At 70.1% G+C, this 16,345-nt stretch carries 15 protein-coding genes and 1 riboswitch; all 15 genes read left to right on the top strand.

Going from position 1 to position 16,345, the window contains the following annotated elements:
• Window positions 1-120: 120 nt before the first annotated feature.
• Window positions 121-357: riboswitch (cobalamin riboswitch) on the bottom strand.
• An 84-nt stretch (window positions 358-441) separates the two neighbouring features.
• Window positions 442-984, top strand: coding sequence for a bifunctional adenosylcobinamide kinase/adenosylcobinamide-phosphate guanylyltransferase (gene cobU / locus GO615_RS14475; protein WP_169129220.1), 543 nt, complete (start codon window positions 442-444; stop codon window positions 982-984).
• Window positions 985-1,133: 149 nt separating this feature from the next.
• Window positions 1,134-2,570 (top strand): diguanylate cyclase, encoded by a 1,437-nt coding sequence (locus tag GO615_RS14470; protein ID WP_169129218.1) that lies wholly within the window; start codon window positions 1,134-1,136, stop codon window positions 2,568-2,570.
• Between the two features lie 85 nt (window positions 2,571-2,655).
• Window positions 2,656-3,705: a nicotinate-nucleotide--dimethylbenzimidazole phosphoribosyltransferase gene (cobT, locus tag GO615_RS14465; protein ID WP_169129210.1), complete on the top strand. Its 1,050-nt coding sequence runs from the start codon at window positions 2,656-2,658 to the stop codon at window positions 3,703-3,705.
• Between the two features lie 8 nt (window positions 3,706-3,713).
• The gene (locus GO615_RS14460; RefSeq protein ID WP_169129209.1) at window positions 3,714-4,484 is read left to right on the top strand and encodes an adenosylcobinamide-GDP ribazoletransferase; all 771 of its coding nucleotides are present in this window, start codon (window positions 3,714-3,716) and stop codon (window positions 4,482-4,484) included.
• On the top strand, window positions 4,469-5,020 hold the full coding sequence (cobC, locus tag GO615_RS14455) for an alpha-ribazole phosphatase family protein (protein WP_169129208.1): 552 nt from the start codon (window positions 4,469-4,471) through the stop codon (window positions 5,018-5,020). The genes GO615_RS14460 and cobC overlap by 16 nt, the downstream gene beginning before the upstream one ends.
• A 67-nt stretch (window positions 5,021-5,087) precedes the next feature.
• Window positions 5,088-6,038, top strand: a complete 951-nt coding sequence (gene rfaE1 / locus GO615_RS14450; protein ID WP_169129207.1) for a D-glycero-beta-D-manno-heptose-7-phosphate kinase — start codon at window positions 5,088-5,090, stop codon at window positions 6,036-6,038.
• Between the two features lie 13 nt (window positions 6,039-6,051).
• Window positions 6,052-7,014, top strand: coding sequence for an ADP-glyceromanno-heptose 6-epimerase (gene rfaD / locus GO615_RS14445; RefSeq protein WP_169129206.1), 963 nt, complete (start codon window positions 6,052-6,054; stop codon window positions 7,012-7,014).
• Complete coding sequence (gene waaF / locus GO615_RS14440) at window positions 7,011-8,054, top strand: lipopolysaccharide heptosyltransferase II (RefSeq protein ID WP_169129205.1); 1,044 nt, start codon at window positions 7,011-7,013, stop codon at window positions 8,052-8,054. Before rfaD ends, waaF begins: the two co-directional genes overlap by 4 nt.
• On the top strand, window positions 8,054-9,196 hold the full coding sequence (gene waaC, locus GO615_RS14435) for a lipopolysaccharide heptosyltransferase I (RefSeq protein ID WP_169129204.1): 1,143 nt from the start codon (window positions 8,054-8,056) through the stop codon (window positions 9,194-9,196). Before waaF ends, waaC begins: the two co-directional genes overlap by 1 nt.
• Window positions 9,196-10,317, top strand: coding sequence for a glycosyltransferase family 4 protein (locus GO615_RS14430; RefSeq protein WP_169129202.1), 1,122 nt, complete (start codon window positions 9,196-9,198; stop codon window positions 10,315-10,317). The genes waaC and GO615_RS14430 overlap by 1 nt, the downstream gene beginning before the upstream one ends.
• A complete protein-coding gene (gene rfaP, locus GO615_RS14425; protein ID WP_169129200.1) occupies window positions 10,314-11,138 on the top strand; it encodes a lipopolysaccharide core heptose(I) kinase RfaP in 825 nt (274 codons plus the stop codon). The genes GO615_RS14430 and rfaP overlap by 4 nt, the downstream gene beginning before the upstream one ends.
• On the top strand, window positions 11,135-11,905 hold the full coding sequence (locus GO615_RS14420; RefSeq protein ID WP_169129198.1) for a lipopolysaccharide kinase InaA family protein: 771 nt from the start codon (window positions 11,135-11,137) through the stop codon (window positions 11,903-11,905). Before rfaP ends, GO615_RS14420 begins: the two co-directional genes overlap by 4 nt.
• A gap of 1 nt (window position 11,906) precedes the next feature.
• The gene (locus GO615_RS14415) at window positions 11,907-12,680 is read left to right on the top strand and encodes a lipopolysaccharide kinase InaA family protein (RefSeq protein ID WP_169129196.1); all 774 of its coding nucleotides are present in this window, start codon (window positions 11,907-11,909) and stop codon (window positions 12,678-12,680) included.
• On the top strand, window positions 12,677-14,137 hold the full coding sequence (locus GO615_RS14410) for a lipopolysaccharide kinase InaA family protein (protein WP_169129194.1): 1,461 nt from the start codon (window positions 12,677-12,679) through the stop codon (window positions 14,135-14,137). Before GO615_RS14415 ends, GO615_RS14410 begins: the two co-directional genes overlap by 4 nt.
• Before the next feature lie 114 nt (window positions 14,138-14,251).
• Entirely contained in the window at window positions 14,252-16,306 is a 2,055-nt protein-coding gene (locus GO615_RS14405; RefSeq protein ID WP_169129192.1) for an LTA synthase family protein, read from the top strand.
• Window positions 16,307-16,345: the final 39 nt, after the last annotated feature.

Raw genomic sequence — 16,345 nt, 5'->3', positions numbered from 1 at the left:
CTGCGCCGGCAGTCGCGTCCCCGCGCCACCGGTCATCTTCACAATGGAAGCACCGCTCGGGGAAATCACGCCTTGAGCCGCTGCAATGCACGCCCGTCGCCGCCTCCCCGCGGCACTTCCGCCTTCTCGTGTCCGGGCCGGTATCCGGGCTCGTGGGCTGGGCGGCGCTCCCTTGCGGGGCCCACTCCGGGCGCATCGCCTTCCCGGACTCTCGTCCAGTGGCGGTTGGATGCGCCTTGCGTCCACTTACCGTTGCGGGGGCAGCACAGGCATTGCAAGGGCGGCTCGGGGAGCCGTTCGCGCACCTGTTTCCCGTTTAACCCTCGGGCGGGAATCGCCGTCGGGCACCTGCAACACGTCGCACCCGAAATCGGGCGCGGGGCGGATAATAACGCGTTCCGCAACTTTGCGCAGCGCGAAAAAACGCGTAATTCCAAAGACATGCCCGCACACCTCATCCTCGGCGGCGCGCGCTCGGGCAAGAGCCGCCACGCCGAAAACCTCGCCGTCGCGAGCGGCCTGCCCGTGACCGTGATCGCCACTGCCGAAGCCCTCGACGACGAGATGACGGCCCGCATCCGCCGCCACCGGGAAGACCGCCCCACTGGCTGGCGCACGGTCGAGACGCCGGTCGCACTCGCGGCGGCGCTGGCGCGCGAGGCCGGCGACGGCCGCTGCGTGATCGTCGACTGCCTGACCCTGTGGCTCTCCAACCTGATGGCAGGCGCCGGCAAACCGGCCAGCACCGACTTGCCGCCGGCGCTCGAAACAGAGCGCGCGGCGCTGCTGGAGATCCTGCCGACGCTGCGCGGCGAGGTGCTGCTCGTCGCCAACGAGGTCGGCCTCGGCCTCGTCCCCGACACCCCCCTCGGTCGCGTCTTCCGCGACGAGGCGGGCCGGCTGAACCAGATGACGGCCGCTGCCTGCGCGCGCGTCACCTTCGTCGCGGCGGGCCTGCCGCTGACACTCAAGGGCAGCGCCTGAGGGCAAACCGCAACAATGCGCCACGCCGCTACCCATGCCGGGGCGGATTTCTTGTACGCAGAACGCGTTTGCCTCCTAGAATTACAGATTCGTAACAAGATCTATTCGACAGGGCAGTCATGGACGTTGTCGCGCAACCGGCTAACGCGATGAACGAACGCCACACGGCGTTCGATGCCGCACACCTGCGCCTCGCCGTTCTGATCCCGCTGGCCCTGCCCTTCGCAGCGTTCGCGCAGGCCGATGTCCAACCGGCAGCCGGGAACATCCTCGCCACCCTGCTGGCCACCGTCTGCTATGCCGGCTTCGCCGCCGCGCTGCTGCTCAACAACCTGCTGCAGTATCTCGCCAACCGCGACCGCTGCTACCTCGTTTACGCGGGATTCGCGCTGGGCACGGGCATCAGCCTGCTCGCCGTCGGACTGCTCCACGGTATCGAGCCCGGCGGGTCCGACGGCGGCTGGACCGGAACCGCAGAGCCCTTCGGCCTGGCACTCGCCGGAGTGTCCGCAGCCCTGTTCAACCGCGAATACCTGCGCACCGCAACCCTCTCGCCGCGCCTCGACCTTGCGCTCAAGGTATTCACTGCGCTGTTCGGCATCGCACTGGCAGGCGTCTTCGTGCTGCCGGGCGACTACCCGAACACCCTGATCGCCGGCATCAGCCCGGCCTTTGCACTGCTGGCGATCGCGTGCGCGGCACATGGCCTCCGGCAAAGACTGCCGGGAGCGCGGCTGCTCATTGCCGGCTGGACGGCGATGCTCATAGGAGCGATTCTGTTCCTCGCCACCCACACCGGACTTCTGCGCGCGGAAGGCTGGCCGATCCACGCGATCCAGTTCGTCTGGAGCTTCGGCGCGCTGACGATGTCCCTCGCGCTGGCCGAGCGCACCGGCTCGAACTGGCGCGAAGGCGCCGCACGTCACGCTGACGAACTCGCCAGCCTGGAGCATTCGATCGAGACCCTGCAGGCGTCGGAACAACTCCTCACGCAAGGCATGGCGCAACGCAGCCAGGAGATCGAATCCCTGACCCATCGCCTGCAGGAAAGCGAGCGACGCTTCCAGGAGATGGCGCATCACGACGCGCTCACCGGCCTGGCCAACCAGCTGCTGCTCACCGACCGCATCGACCAAGGCATCATCCGCGCCAAGCGTCACAACACCCGCATCGGCGTCGTGATGCTCGACCTCGACGAGTTCAGCTCGATCAACGACAGCTACGGGCAGCACGTCGGCGACGAGATCCTCAAGATCGTCGCGCAGCGGCTGCGCAGCATCGTGCGCGAACAGGACACCGTCGCACGCCCGGAGAACGACCAGTTCGTGATCGTGCTGGAGGAAGTGTTCGACATGGATGACCTGCAGCGTGTCGCGAACGCGGTCACCACGGTGGCTGGAGAGTCGATCCAGATCGAAGGGCAGACCTTCATGCTCGACGTCTCGATGGGCAGCGCGATCTCGAGCAACGAAGGCGCCAATGCCGTCACGCTGCTCAAGCAGGCCGGCAAGCTCATGCGCCGCGCCAAGGAAGGCAAGCGCCTCAACCGCCAGCACGGCACCGCCCGCAGCATCGCCCAGGCATGAAGCTTGCGGCGCAGGCCGCGTGCCACCGCGGCACAGGCTGCGTGCTACCATCGCAGCCCTTTCAGGGCACATGCATACCGCAATCATGACATTCCAGATCTGCGCGCCCGACCGCGCGCTCGCAGCCGGCCTCCAGCACCGCATCGACAACAAGACCAAGCCGCAGGGCGCCCTGGGCCGCCTGGAGCCGCTGGCGCTGCAACTGGGGCTGATCCAGCAGACCCTCACCCCGGAACTGCGCCAGCCCCACATCATGGTGTTCGCCGGCGACCACGGCGCGGCGCGCGCGGGCATTTCCGCCTTCCCGCAGGACGTCACCTGGCAGATGGTCGAGAACTTCCTCGCCGGCGGCGCGGCGATCAACGTCTTCAGCCGCCAGATGGGGTTGGGCCTGACGGTCATCGACTGCGGCGTGAATCACGAGTTCGGGACCCGTCCGGGCCTCGTCAACGCGAAGCTCGGGCCGGGCACCGCCAACTATCTGGAACAAGCGGCGATGAGCGCCGAGCAGTGCGAGGCGGCACTCGCCCGCGGCCGCGAGCTCGCCCACGCGCTGGCCGCGAACGGCTGCAACGTGGTCGGCTTCGGTGAAATGGGCATCGGCAACACCGCCGCGGCCTCGCTGCTCACGCATTGCCTGATCGGAGACGCCGGCGGCGCCGATCTCGTCACCGTGACGGGCCGCGGCACGGGCCTCGACGACGCCGGCCTCGTGCGCAAGCGCGAACTGCTGGGACAGGCGCTCGCGCGCGGCGGCCGCCCGAGCGATCCGCGCAAGGCGCTCGCCGAGTACGGCGGCTTCGAGATCGCGGTGATGGCCGGCGCGATGCTGGGGGCCGCGGAAAAGCGCATGACGCTGCTGATCGACGGCTTCATCGTCACCTCGGCCTTGCTCGTGGCGCAAGCGATCGCCCCGGAGATCCTGCCCTACTGCGTCTTCGCCCACCGTTCGAAGGAGCCCGGCCACACGGCGCAGCTCAAGCACTTCGGCGTCGATCCGCTGATGGAGCTCGACCTGCGCCTCGGCGAAGGCACCGGCGCCGCGCTCGCCTTCCCGCTGGTGCAGGCGGCGGCGAACTTCCTCAACGAGATGGCGAGCTTCGATTCGGCCGGCGTCAGCGACAAGAGCGCCTGACGGCCCGGATGCGCTACCAGCTCGAGCTCTTCTTCACCGCGCTGGGCTTCTTCACGCGCCTGCCGGTGCCCGCATGGGTGCCGTGGTCGCCCGAGCGGCTCAACCACGCCGCGCGCTACTTCCCGCTCGTCGGCTGGGTGGTCGGCGGCATCGGCGCTGCGAGCTGGCTGGCGCTCGCGCAGCTCTTCCCGCCCACCGTCGCCGTGCTGCTGTCGATGGCGGTGACGATCCGCGCGACCGGCGCCTTCCACGAGGACGGCTGGGCCGACGCCTGCGACGGGCTGGGCGGCGGCTGGGACAAGTCCCAGGTGCTGACGATCATGAAGGACTCGCGCATCGGCAGCTACGGCACCGTGGGCCTCGTGCTGATGCTGCTGGCAAAGGCGGCGGCGCTGATCGAACTGGCCGCTGCGGGCGAGGCCGCGGTCGCCGTCGCGCTGCTCGTCGCGCATCCGCTGTCGCGCCTCGCCTCGACCAGCCTGATCCACACCCTCGAATACGTGCGCGAGGACGAGACGGCGAAGGCGAAGCCGCTCGCGCGCCGGCTCTCGGCCGCGGAACTCGCGATCGCGACGACCTTCGGCGTCCTGCCGCTCGCGCTGCTGGCGCCGCAGGAAGCGGCCACCGCGCTGATCGCAGCCGTCGCCGTGACCGGGTGGGCCGCGCGCTACTTCGTGCGCCGCCTCGGCGGCTACACCGGCGACCTGCTCGGGGCGACGCAGCAGGCGTCCGAGCTGGCGGTCTATCTGGGCATCCTCGCGGCATGGAACTTCACCTGATCCGCCACCCCCGGCCGGACGTGCCGCCGGGCGTGTGCTACGGACAGGCGGACGTCGGCCTCGCCGAATCCGCCGCGGAGGTCGCGACGCGCCTGCGTCCGCTGCTGCCGGCAGACTTTCTGCTGCACGCGAGCCCGCTCGCGCGCGCGCGCCTACTCGCCGCCGAACTGGGCGCCCCGGTGCTCGACGATCGCCTCAAGGAGATGCACTTCGGCGAATGGGAGTTGCGCCCCTATGCCGAACTCGGCCCGGCGATCGACACCTGGGCGACGGACCCACTGGGGTTTCGCGCCCCCGGAGGCGAATCGGCGCGCGACATGAGCGCACGCGTGCTGCAGTGGCTCGACGCCCTGCTCGCCAGCCCGCCTGCCCCCCCGGTCGTGGTGGTCGCCCACGGCGGCCCGCTGCGTGCGATCGCCGGCCACCTGCTGGGCCTGCCGCCCGAACGCTGGCTGGGCCTCGATTTCGCCTGCGGCCACGTCACCCGCCTCGACGTCGAGGACTGGGGCGTCGTCTTGAAGTGGTTCAACCGCTGAATCGTCGCGTCACCCCCGGTTCGTGGGATAATTGCCGACTTTTCAACGCACTGCCTGCCTTCGCCCCATGCATCCGCCCCTGCCCGATTTCTCTGCCGGTCGCGTCCTCGTCGTCGGCGACGTGATGCTCGACCGCTACTGGCACGGCTCGACAACGCGCATCTCGCCGGAAGCCCCCGTGCCCGTCGTGAAGGTGGAAGGGGACGAGTTCCGCGCCGGCGGCGCGGGCAACGTCGCGCTCAATGCGGCCTCGCTCGGCGCAAGCGCCGAGCTCGTCGGCCTGGTGGGCCGCGACGAGGCGGCGCGTCTGCTGCGCGAGCGGCTCGAAGCAGGCGGCGTCGCATGCCATCTGCTCGAGGCGCCGCAGCACCCGACGATTACCAAGCTGCGCATCATCAGCCGCCACCAGCAGTTGATCCGCCTCGATTTCGAGGACAACTTCGCGGTGCTTGAGAGCGCCGGCATCGAGCAGGCTTTCGAGAGTGCCGTCGGTGCGAGCGGTGCGGTGGTGCTGTCCGACTACGGCAAGGGCACGCTGGCGCAGGTCGGCAGCCTGATCCGCGTCGCGCGCGAACGCCAGGTGCCGGTGGTGGTCGATCCCAAGGGCACGGACTTCGGCCGCTATTGCGGCGCGACCGTGATCACGCCGAACCAGTCCGAATTCGAGGCGGTCGTAGGCCATTGCGCCGACGAGGCGACCCTGCGCCAGCGCGGCGAGGCATTGCGCGAGGCGCTGGATCTCGAGGCCCTGCTCGTCACCCGTTCCGAGCGCGGAATGACGCTGCTGCAGAAAGGCCAGGCGCCGCTCGACCTGCCGACCCGCGCACGCGACGTGTTCGACGTCACCGGCGCCGGCGACACCGTTGTCGCGGTGCTGGGTGCGGGGCTCGCCTGCGGCCTGTCGCTGCCCGAAGCAACCGCGCTCGCCAACGTCGCCGCCGGCGTCGTCGTCGGCAAGCTCGGCACCGCGACCGTCAGCTGCGAGGAACTGCGCGAGGCGCTCGGCGCCGCGCACTGATCAAGGAGTCATCATGTACATCGTCACCGGCGGCGCCGGCTTCATCGGCAGCAATATCGTGCAGGGCCTCAACGCCCGCGGCATCACCGACATCCTGGTCGTCGACGACCTCACCGACGGGCGCAAGTGCCTCAACCTCGCCGACGCACACATCCGCGACTACGCCGACAAGGACGACTTCCTGCGCCGCCTCCAGGCCGGCGAGGACTTCGGCCGCGTCGAGGCGGTGTTCCACGAGGGCGCCTGCTCCTCGACCACGGAGTGGGACGGCCGCTTCGTCATGACGGTGAACTACGAATACACCAAGACCCTGTTCGCCTGGTGCGTCGAGCGCGGCATCCCCTTCCTGTACGCGTCCTCGGCCTCGGTCTATGGCATGGGCCCGACCTTCCGCGAGGCGCGCGAATTCGAGCGTCCGCTGAACATGTACGCGTACTCGAAGTTCCTCTTCGACTGCCACCTGCGCCCCCTGCTGCCGAACATCAAGAGCCAGGTCGCCGGCCTGCGCTACTTCAACGTCTATGGCCCGCGCGAGCAGCACAAGGGCAGCATGGCGAGCGTCGCCTACCACTTCAAGAACCAGCTCGCGGAAAGCGGCCGCCTGCGCCTCTTCGAAGGCTCGGACGGCTACGGCCCGGGCGAGCAGCGGCGCGATTTCATCCACGTCGATGACGTCGTCGCGGTGAACCTGTGGCTGCTCGACAACCCGCAGGTGTCGGGCATCTTCAACGTCGGCACCGGCCGCGCCCAGAGCTTCAACGAGGTCGCCCGCGCCGCGATCAACTGGAGCAAGGCGGGCGGTGGGGGCGGCGGCATCGACTACATCGCCTTTCCCGAGCACCTCAAGGGCCGCTACCAGAGCTTCACCGAGGCCGACATGGGCGCCCTGCGCGCAGCCGGCTACGCGGAGGAATTCATGCCGGTCGAGATCGGCGTGACGAAATACATGGAATGGCTGGCGCAGAACCTGGGATGACGCGACCGCGGCAGATCCTGGTGGTCGGCCCCTCGTGGGTCGGGGACATGGTGATGGCGCAGAGCCTCTTCATGACCCTCAAGGCGGAGGGCCCGTGCGAGATCGACGTGCTCGCGCCGGGCTGGTCGCTGGCAATCCTCGAGCGCATGCCCGAGGTGCGCGGCGGCATCGCGATGCCGCTCGGCCACGGCCAGCTGGGACTCAAGGAGCGCTGGCGGCTCGGACGCGAACTGGCGAAGCGCCGCTACGACCAGGCCATCGTGCTGCCCGGCTCGCTGAAGTCCGCGCTGGCCCCCTTCTTCGCCGGCATCCCGCGGCGCACCGCATTCCGCGGCGAGATGCGCTACGGCCTCGTCAACGACATGCGCCGCCTCGACAAGGCCGCGCTGCCGATGACGGTGCAGCGCTTCGTCGCGCTCGGCCGCGCCGCCGGCAAGCCCCTGCCGCTGTCTTTCCCGCGCCCGCGCCTGGTCGCCAACCCGGCCAACCAGGCGCGCCTGCGCAGCGAACTGGGCCTCGACGCGATGCGCCCCGCGATCGCCTTCATGCCCGGCGCCGAGTACGGCCCCGCCAAGCAGTGGCCGCTCGCGCACTACGGCGCGCTCGCGGCAAAGCTCGTCGCGCGCGGTTACCAAGTCTGGGTACTGGGCTCCGCCAAGGATGCGCCGGCCGGCGAGGAGATCGCCGCGCACGCGACCGAGGGTGTGCATAACCTGTGCGGCCGCACCCAGCTCGGCGATGCCGTCGACCTGCTGGGACTGTGCGCCGCAGCCGTCACCAACGACTCCGGGCTGATGCACGTCGCTGCGGCCCTCGACCGCCCGCTCGTCGCCGTGTACGGCTCCTCGACGCCTGACCACACGCCGCCGCTCTCCGACCGCGTCGCGGTGCGCTACCTACGCCTCGAATGCTCGCCGTGCTTCGAGCGGGTGTGCCCGCTCGGCCACACCCGCTGCCTGCACGAGATCACGCCCGACAGCGTGCTCGCCGCCCTCGCGACGCTGGGCGTCGCGGCGCAGGACGCGCGCGGAGCCGCCTGATGCGCGTACTGGTCGTCAAGACCTCGTCGCTCGGCGACGTCATCCACACGCTGCCGGCGCTCACCGATGCCGCGCGTGCGATCCCCGGCATCCGCTTCGACTGGGTGGTCGAGGAAGCCTTCGCCGAGATCCCGTCCTGGCACCCGGCCGTCGACGAGGTGATCCCGGTTGCGGTGCGGCGCTGGCGCAAGTCACCGCTGGCGGCGCTGCGCAGCGGCGAATGGCGGCGCTTCACCCGCCGCCTGAAACAGGTCCGCTACGACGCCACGATCGACGCGCAGGGCCTGATCAAGAGCGCCTTCCTGACGCGCTACGCCAGCCGTCCCGTGCACGGCCTGGACCGCAACTCGGCGCGCGAGCCCTTCGCGACGCGCTTCTACACCCACACCCACGCCGTACCCGTCGGCCGCCACGCGGTCGAGCGCGTGCGCGAACTGTTCGCCCGCGCGCTCGGCTATCCGCTGCCCGAAGGCCCTGGCGAATACGGCCTCGACCGCCGCCGCGTGCTGCCGCCCGGCCGCGACGCCGACGACTACCTGCTGTTCCTGCACGGCACGACGTGGACGACCAAGCACTGGCCCGAAGTCTATTGGCGGCGCCTGCTCGAACTCGCCCGCGACGGCGGCTGGGCCGTGCGCCTTCCCTGGGGCAACGACGAGGAACGCGCACGCGCCGAACGCCTCGCGCGCGACCTCCCCAACGTCACCGTGCTGCCGCGCCTCAAGCTCGCCGGCATCGCCGCCCAGCTTGCCGGCGCGCGCGCCTGCGTCGCCGTCGACACCGGCCTCGGCCACCTCGCGGCGGCCTTCGACGTGCCGACCCTGTCGCTGTTCGGCCCGACCAACCCCGGATTCACCGGCGCCTGGGGGCACAACCAGTTCCATTTCGCCTCGAACATGGCCTGCGCCCCCTGCCTGCAGCGCCGCTGCACGCACGAGCCGAGCGCCGATGAACGTGCCCGCTTCGACCTCGCCACCGAGCAGCCGCTGTGCTTCACGCGCCTCGCCCCGGATCGCGTGTGGCGGGCGCTGCAATCGGTGATCGCCGACGGCGCGCCGTGCGCGGAAGCCCTGTGCGCCACGGCGGAACAGGACGACGGCCGTCCGGTGCTGCGCCCTGTTTTCGACCGCAAGGCCCGCTGATGCAGCTCGCTTTCTGCCTGTACAAGTATTTCCCCTTCGGCGGCCTGCAGCGCGACTTCCTGCGCATCGCGCTGACCTGCCAGGCGCGCGGCCACGACATCCGCGTGTACGCCCTCGAATGGGACGGCGAAGTGCCGCCGGGCTTCGAGCTCGTGCGCGTGCCGGTGAAAGCCTTCGCCAACCACCGCCGCTACGCCAAATTCACCGACTGGGTGCAGGCCGACCTCGCACGCCGCCCCGCAGACCGCGTCGTCGGCTTCAACAAGATGCCGGGCCTCGACGTGTATTACGCCGCCGATCCGTGCTTCGAGGACAAGGCGCGTCGCCTGCGCAAGCCGCTGTATCGCTACAGCCCGCGCTACCGCCATTTCTCGGCCTACGAGCGCGCGGTGTTCGCGCCCGAGGTGCATACCGAGATCCTCACCATCTCGCCCGCGCAGCAAGCCCTGTTCGCGCACCACTACGGCACGCCGCAGCGCCGCTTCCACCCGCTGCCGCCGGGCATCGCCCCCGACCGCCGCGCCCCGGCGAACGCCGCCGAGATCCGCGCCGCCTTCCGGCGCGAATTCCGCCTCGACGACGGCGACCTCTTGGTCGTGCAGATCGGCTCCGACTTCCCGCGCAAGGGTCTCGACCGCACCCTCGCGGCGATCGGCGCCCTGCCCGAAGCGCTCAAGCGGCGCACGCATCTGTTCGCGCTCGGCGCCGACGACCCCAAGCCCTTTCTCGAGCAGGCACGCACGTTGGGCATCGCAGAGCGCGTGTCGCTGCCCGGCGGGCGCAGCGACGTGCCACGCTTCCTGCTCGGCGCGGATCTCTTCACCCACCCGGCGCGCCACGAGAACACCGGCACGGTGCTGCTCGAAGCGCTCGTCGCGGGGCTGCCCGCGCTGGTCAGCGGCGCCTGCGGCTACGCGCACTACATCGCGGACGCCGATGCCGGCCATGTCATCGCCGAACCCTTCGACCAGGCCGCGATGAACGCCGCCCTAACGCGCATGCTCGGCGACGACGCGGCGCGCGCGCAGTGGCAGCGCAACGCCCTCGCGTATGCGGACAGCCACGACCTCTACAGCCTGCCCGAGCGCGCCGCCGACGTGATCCTCGGCACACGCGGATGAGCACGGTCGTCCTCACGGAACCCTTCGCCACCCTGTGGGCGGACCGCGACCCCTTCGAGGCCGCCGCCGCGCTCACCGGCACGGTGGTGCGCGAACTTGAAGGCCGGCGCACCTTCCGCTTCGAGATCGACGGGCGCGGCTACTACGCCAAGCTGCACCGCGGTATCGGCTGGGGCGAGATCCTCGAAAACCTCGTGCGCCTGCGCCGCCCGGTGCTCGGCGCCGAGAACGAATGGCGCGCGATCCAGGCCTTCCACGCGCACGGCCTGGGCACGATGACCGCCGTGGCCTACGGCGACCGCGGCCACGGGCCGGCGCGACGCGAATCCTTCCTGATCACCGAGGCGCTGGAACCGACGGCGGACCTCGACACCTACACCCGCGGCTGGGCCGACACCCCGCCGCCAGTCGCGCTCAAGCGCGCGCTGCTCAGGGAGGTCACGCGCATCGCGCGCGGCATGCACGAGGCCGGCATCAACCACCGCGACTTCTACCTCGTACACTTCCTGCTCGACCTCGACCCGCCGCCCGCCCCCGATCGCCTGCGCCTGTCGGTGATCGACCTGCACCGCGCCCAGCTGCGCGAACGCACGCCGCGACGCTGGCGCGACAAGGACCTCGCCGCGCTGTACTTCTCGGCGCTCGACATCGGCCTCACGCAACGCGACAAGCTGCGCTTCCTGCGCGACTATTTCCCCGGCCCGCTGCGCGACACGCTCAAGCGCGAGGCACGCCTCCTCGCCCATCTCGAGCGCGAGGCCGCGCGCCTCAAGCGCCGCTACGAGCGCAAGTTCGCCCACCGGCCGGCCTTGCAGCGATGAGCGGTTGGAAACTGAACGCCGATTACCTGCGCACCAGCGGCAGTGAAGCCGCATTGCGCACCGCCTTCGGCTCGCTCGACGCGGTGTTCGCGCTCGCTGGCCAGCGCGTCGCACGCGATCCGCTCTCCGAAGTGCTGAAGGTCGAGGTCGCCGGCCGCCACTACTACGTCAAGCGCTACCACGGCGCCGGCAAGCACCTGCGGCGCTGGCTCGGCCGGCCGCGCGTGAAGGCGGAATGGCAGAACCTGCGCCACTTCGCCGCCTGGGGCATCCCCACCGCGACGGTCGTCGCCTGGGGGATGGAGCGGCAGCTCGGCGCCTTCGACCGCGGCGCGATGATCACCGCCGAGCTGCCGCGCACGACCGACCTCGCCAGGCTCGCGCTGGACGATGATCCGCGCCTCAAGGACCGTCACTGGGTCGCCGGCATCTCCCGCCAGCTCGCGAATATCACGCGCACGCTGCACGCGCACCGCTTCGCGCACAACGACCTGAAGTGGCGCAACCTGCTCGTCGACGAGGGCAGCGAAGGTGTCGGACCACGCCTCTACCTCATCGACTGCCCCGGCGGCACCTTCTGGTGGGGCCCCTTCCTCGCCTATCGCGTGATCAAGGATCTGGCCTGCCTCGACAAGCTCGCCAAATACCATCTCACGCGCACGCAGCGCCTGCGCTTCTACCTCGACTACGCCGCCAAGCACCGCCTCGACGCCGCCGACAAGGCACGCATCCGGCGCATCACCGCCTTCTTCGAAGGACGCGAGTAAGGTGACGGACGACTACCTCGCCGACTCCGCCCGCGCGCTCTTCGCGCAGCACGGCCTCGACCGCTTCGACGCCCTGTGGGCACTCGAACTCGACAGCGTCGACACCCCCAACACCGGCCGCGGCGGCTGGAGCAGCGTGAGCCGGCTGGAACTTGCGGACGCCGACGGCCGCTCGCAGGCCTTCTACCTCAAGCGCCAGATCGACCACCTCAGCCGCAGCCTGCGCCACCCGCTCGGCGAAGCCACTTTCGCACGCGAATTCCGCAACATCCGCCGCTACCAGCACGACGACGTGCCCGCGCTCGAGGCGGTGTTCTTCGGCCAGCGCCGCATCGCCGGCAAGGTCTGCGCGCTGCTCGTCACGCGCGCGCTCGACGACCACCGCCCGCTCGACCGCTGGCTCGCCGACTGGCCGACGCTGCCGCGCGCGACCCGCCGCGCAATCGTCGACGCCGTGGCCGGCCTCGCGCGCACGCTGCACGGCGCCGGCCACCTGCACAACTGCCTGTACCCGAAGCACGTCTTCGTGCGCGTCGATGGCCCGCTCGCCAGCGCCCGCCTGATCGACCTCGAGAAGACGCGCCGCATCGTCCTCGGCACACGCGACCGCGCGCGCGACCTCGACGCGCTGAACCGCCACACCAGGGGGCCCGCCGCCACCGAGCGCCTGCGCTTCCTGCTGCGCTACCTGGGGCGCGACGCCCTCGACGACGACGCCGCACGCCTCGTGGCCCGCATCCTGCGCCGCCACCACCGCAAGGCCGCCCGCCGATGACCGACCATCTTCAACCTGCGCTAATCGCGACCGACGCTCCGCTCGCCGACGCGGCCACGCTACGCGCCGCCGGACGCACGCCCGCCGTACCTTTCCGCGTCGCCCTCGGCGGGAGGAGCGAACTTGTCACGACGCGCCTCCTGCGCGTACTGCCCGGCCGACGCGTCGTCGGCGACAGCCTGCTCGACGGCCGCCGCGTGCTCGCCAAGCTCTTCATCGACAAGGACAGCGCCCGCCGCGCCGAACGCGAACGCAGGGGCATCGCGGCGCTCGCCGCGGCCGGCATTCCGACCCCGGCCCTCATCGCCGCGGCCGCGCTGCCCGGCGGCGGCCACCTGCTGACCACCGAATTCCTCGACGGCGCGACGACGCTGCTCGAACACTGGCGTCCCCTCGCCGACCGCCTACCCGGCGACGCCGATGCGTGCGCGCTGCTCGTGCCCGCCTTCCGCCTGCTCGGGCAACTGCACCGCGCCGGCCTCGCCCACGACGACCTGCACTTCGGCAACTTCCTGCTGCACGACGGACATCTTTACCTCATCGACGGCGACGCCGTGACGAGCGCAACTGCCCCGCTCGCCGCCAAGCCCGCTGCACGCGACCTCGCGATGCTCATCGCACAGTTGCCGCGCACCTGGGATGGCGCGCTCGCGCCGCTGCTCGCCGCCTACCGCGACGGCGGCGCGCAATCCCTAGACGACGCCGTGCTTGCCCGCGCGCTGCGCCACGAACGCGCCTGGCGCCTGCGCGACTACCTCGCCAAGACCGGGCGCGACTGCACGCTGTTCCGCGTGCAGCGCAGCCTGCACCGCTTCGAGGCCGTGGTGCGCACGGAGGCCGACGCCCTCGCCCCCCTGCTCGCCGACCCCGACCACTGGGTCGAGACCGGCCACCCGCTCAAGCGCGGCAACACCTGCACCGTCTCGCTCGTCGAACTCGGCCAGCGCCGCTTCGTCATCAAGCGCTACAACCTCAAGCACTTCGGTCACGCGCTCTCGCGCGCCTGGCGCCCGACGCGAGCCTGGCACTCGTGGCGCGAAGGGCACCGGCTTGCCCTGTTCGGCATCCCGACACCCACGCCACTGGCACTGATCGAGGAGCGCTGGGGCCCGCTGCGCGCCCGCGCCTGGCTCGTCACCGAATACTGCGGCGGCCCCGACATGCTCACGCAACTGCGTGCCGACGAGGTACCCGCCCCCGCGGAAGCCGCGTCCCTCAAGACGCTCTTCGCCACCCTGTATCGGGAACGCATAAGCCATGGTGATTTGAAGGCCACCAACCTGCTGTGGGACGGTAACAAGGCCTTGCTGATCGACCTTGATGCGGTCCGCCAGCACGCTACAATCGGCGGCTTCCACCGTGCCTGGCGCCGCGATTGCGCCCGCTTCCTGCGCAACTGGCCCGCGGATTCGCCACTCCATCGCTGGCTGGCCGCGATGCTGCCCGGCCGCCCCTGAGCGCTCATATACAACCTGAAGTCGAACTTCCGTTCGCCCTGAGCTTGTCGAAGCCCTGCAAATGCCCTTCGACAAGCTCAGGGCGAACGAGAATTAACTGATAACCGCACACCCATGCTCCTGACCGATTGGCTCCACTCCCGCCGCGTGCGCTACCTCCTCGGCGGCACGGCCCTGCTCTTCGCCGTCTTCGCGCTGCTGCGCGGCGCCTTCCTGATCGGCTTCGCCGATTTCGACGCCATGGGCGGCATCGACCGCGAGCGCATTGTCGAGGCGGTCGGCATCGGCCTGCGCTTCGACCTGCGCCTGGCGATCCTGATGATGCTGCCGGTCGCGCTGCTGGCCTTCCTGCCGCGCGCGAACCTCGTGCGCTGCGGCCTCGTGCGCGGCCTCTCGCGGCTGTACCTGGGCCTCGCAATCCTTTTCGTGCTGCTCGTCTACGTACTCGACTTCGGCCACTACGACTACCTCGGCCTGCGCATCAATTCGACCATCCTGCGCTTCCTCGGCAACAAGGACATCTCGGCGGGCATGCTGTGGCAGAGCTACCCGGTATTGCAGATCACCGCCGGCTGGCTCGCCGCATCGGTGCTCGTGCTGTGGGCCGCGATCCGCCTCGAACGCCGACTGCTCGACCGGCCCGCACGCGTGAGGCCGACGATCTCACGCGCCGCCGTCGGCGCGTTCGCGCTCGCCATCCTGACCCTGCTCGGCCTGATCGGCCGCCTCACCAGCATCAACCCCTCGAACCCCGTGCCGCTGCGCTGGAGCGATGCCTTCGTGTCGGGCAACTCGGCGGTCGGCGCGTTGGGCCTCAACCCGGTGATCTTCATCTACGACACCATCCGCACGCCGCAGGAAACCTTCGACCGCGCCCAGGTCGCGAAGCACTACGAGCTGATGACGCGCTACCTCGGCGTCACTCAGCCCGACCCCGAGAAGCTCAACGTCACGCGCCACATCGGCCCCCAGCCGCACCGCCTGCAATTCCAGCGCACGCCCAACGTCGTCTTCGTGATGCTCGAATCGCTCGGCGCGAGCCGCGTCGGCAGCTTCGGCAACCCCCTGAACCCGACCCCCAACCTCGACGCGATCGCGCGCGACGGCTGGCTGTTCCGCAATTTCCACGTCCCGGTGTCCGGTACCGCAAAAACCGTGTGGGCCAGCATCACCGGCATCCCCGACGCCGCCCGCGCCGAGAGCGCGACGCGCAACCCCTTCATCAGCAACCAGCACACGGTCATCAACGCACTGAAGGAGCACCGCAAGGTCTACGCGATCGGCGGCAGCGCCGGCTGGGCCAACATGAACGCGCTGATCCAGAGCAGCATCGACGGCATCGAGCTCGTCGAGGAAGGCGGGTGGAAGTCGCCCAACGACGACGTGTGGGGCATCTCCGACCTCAACCTGTTCCGCGAGAGCAGCGCCCTGCTCAAGGACGACGCGAAGAAGCGCCCCTTCTTCGCCTACATCCAGACCGCCGGCAACCACCGGCCCTACACCATCCCCGCCGACAACGAGGGCTTCGAAATCCGCAAGCCCTCGCTGCAGGAAGTGCAGGACGCGAGCTTCCAGGACGTCGACCAGTACAACGCCGTGCGCCTGCTGGACCACAACATCGGCCGCCTGATGGAGATCGCCAAGCGCGACGGCTGGTTCGACAACACCATCTTCGTGCTCTTCGGCGACCACAACGGCCGCATCAGCCGCCTGCCCTTCATGCCGCCGGCCTTCGAGCAGCTGAACCTCGAGAGTACCCACGTCCCGGCGGTGATCTACGCGCCCAAGCTGCTGAAACCGCGGGTATTCGAGGAAGCCGCGAGCCTCGTCGACCTGCTGCCGACCGTCGCCGGCCTGCTCGGCGTCGAATACCGCAATGGCGCGCTCGGCCGCGACGTGCAGCTCCCCGCGCCCGAAGGCGAGCGCGCCGTGCATGTGATCCTGCGCGAAGGCGCCTTCCCGCTGATCGGCGCCGTCACGCGCAACTTCCTGGTGCAGATGAACCACGACGGCAGCCACGCGACGATGCACGACCTCGCGTCGAAGACCCCGACCGACAACGTCGCCGACGCCCACCCCGAGGAATTCGCCCGCCTCGCAGCGCTTGCGCGGGGGCTGCACGAGACCTCGCGCTTCATGATGTACGACAACCGCCGGGCGGCGCAATAAAGCGCAGGAGCCAATTAGGAAGTACCTTCCCCTTCAAGG

The organism is Aromatoleum evansii (genome assembly GCF_012910805.1).
GTDB lineage: Bacteria > Pseudomonadota > Gammaproteobacteria > Burkholderiales > Rhodocyclaceae > Aromatoleum > Aromatoleum evansii.
Note: the sequence above shows the minus strand (reverse complement) of the source record. Positions and strands in the feature narration are given on the sequence as shown.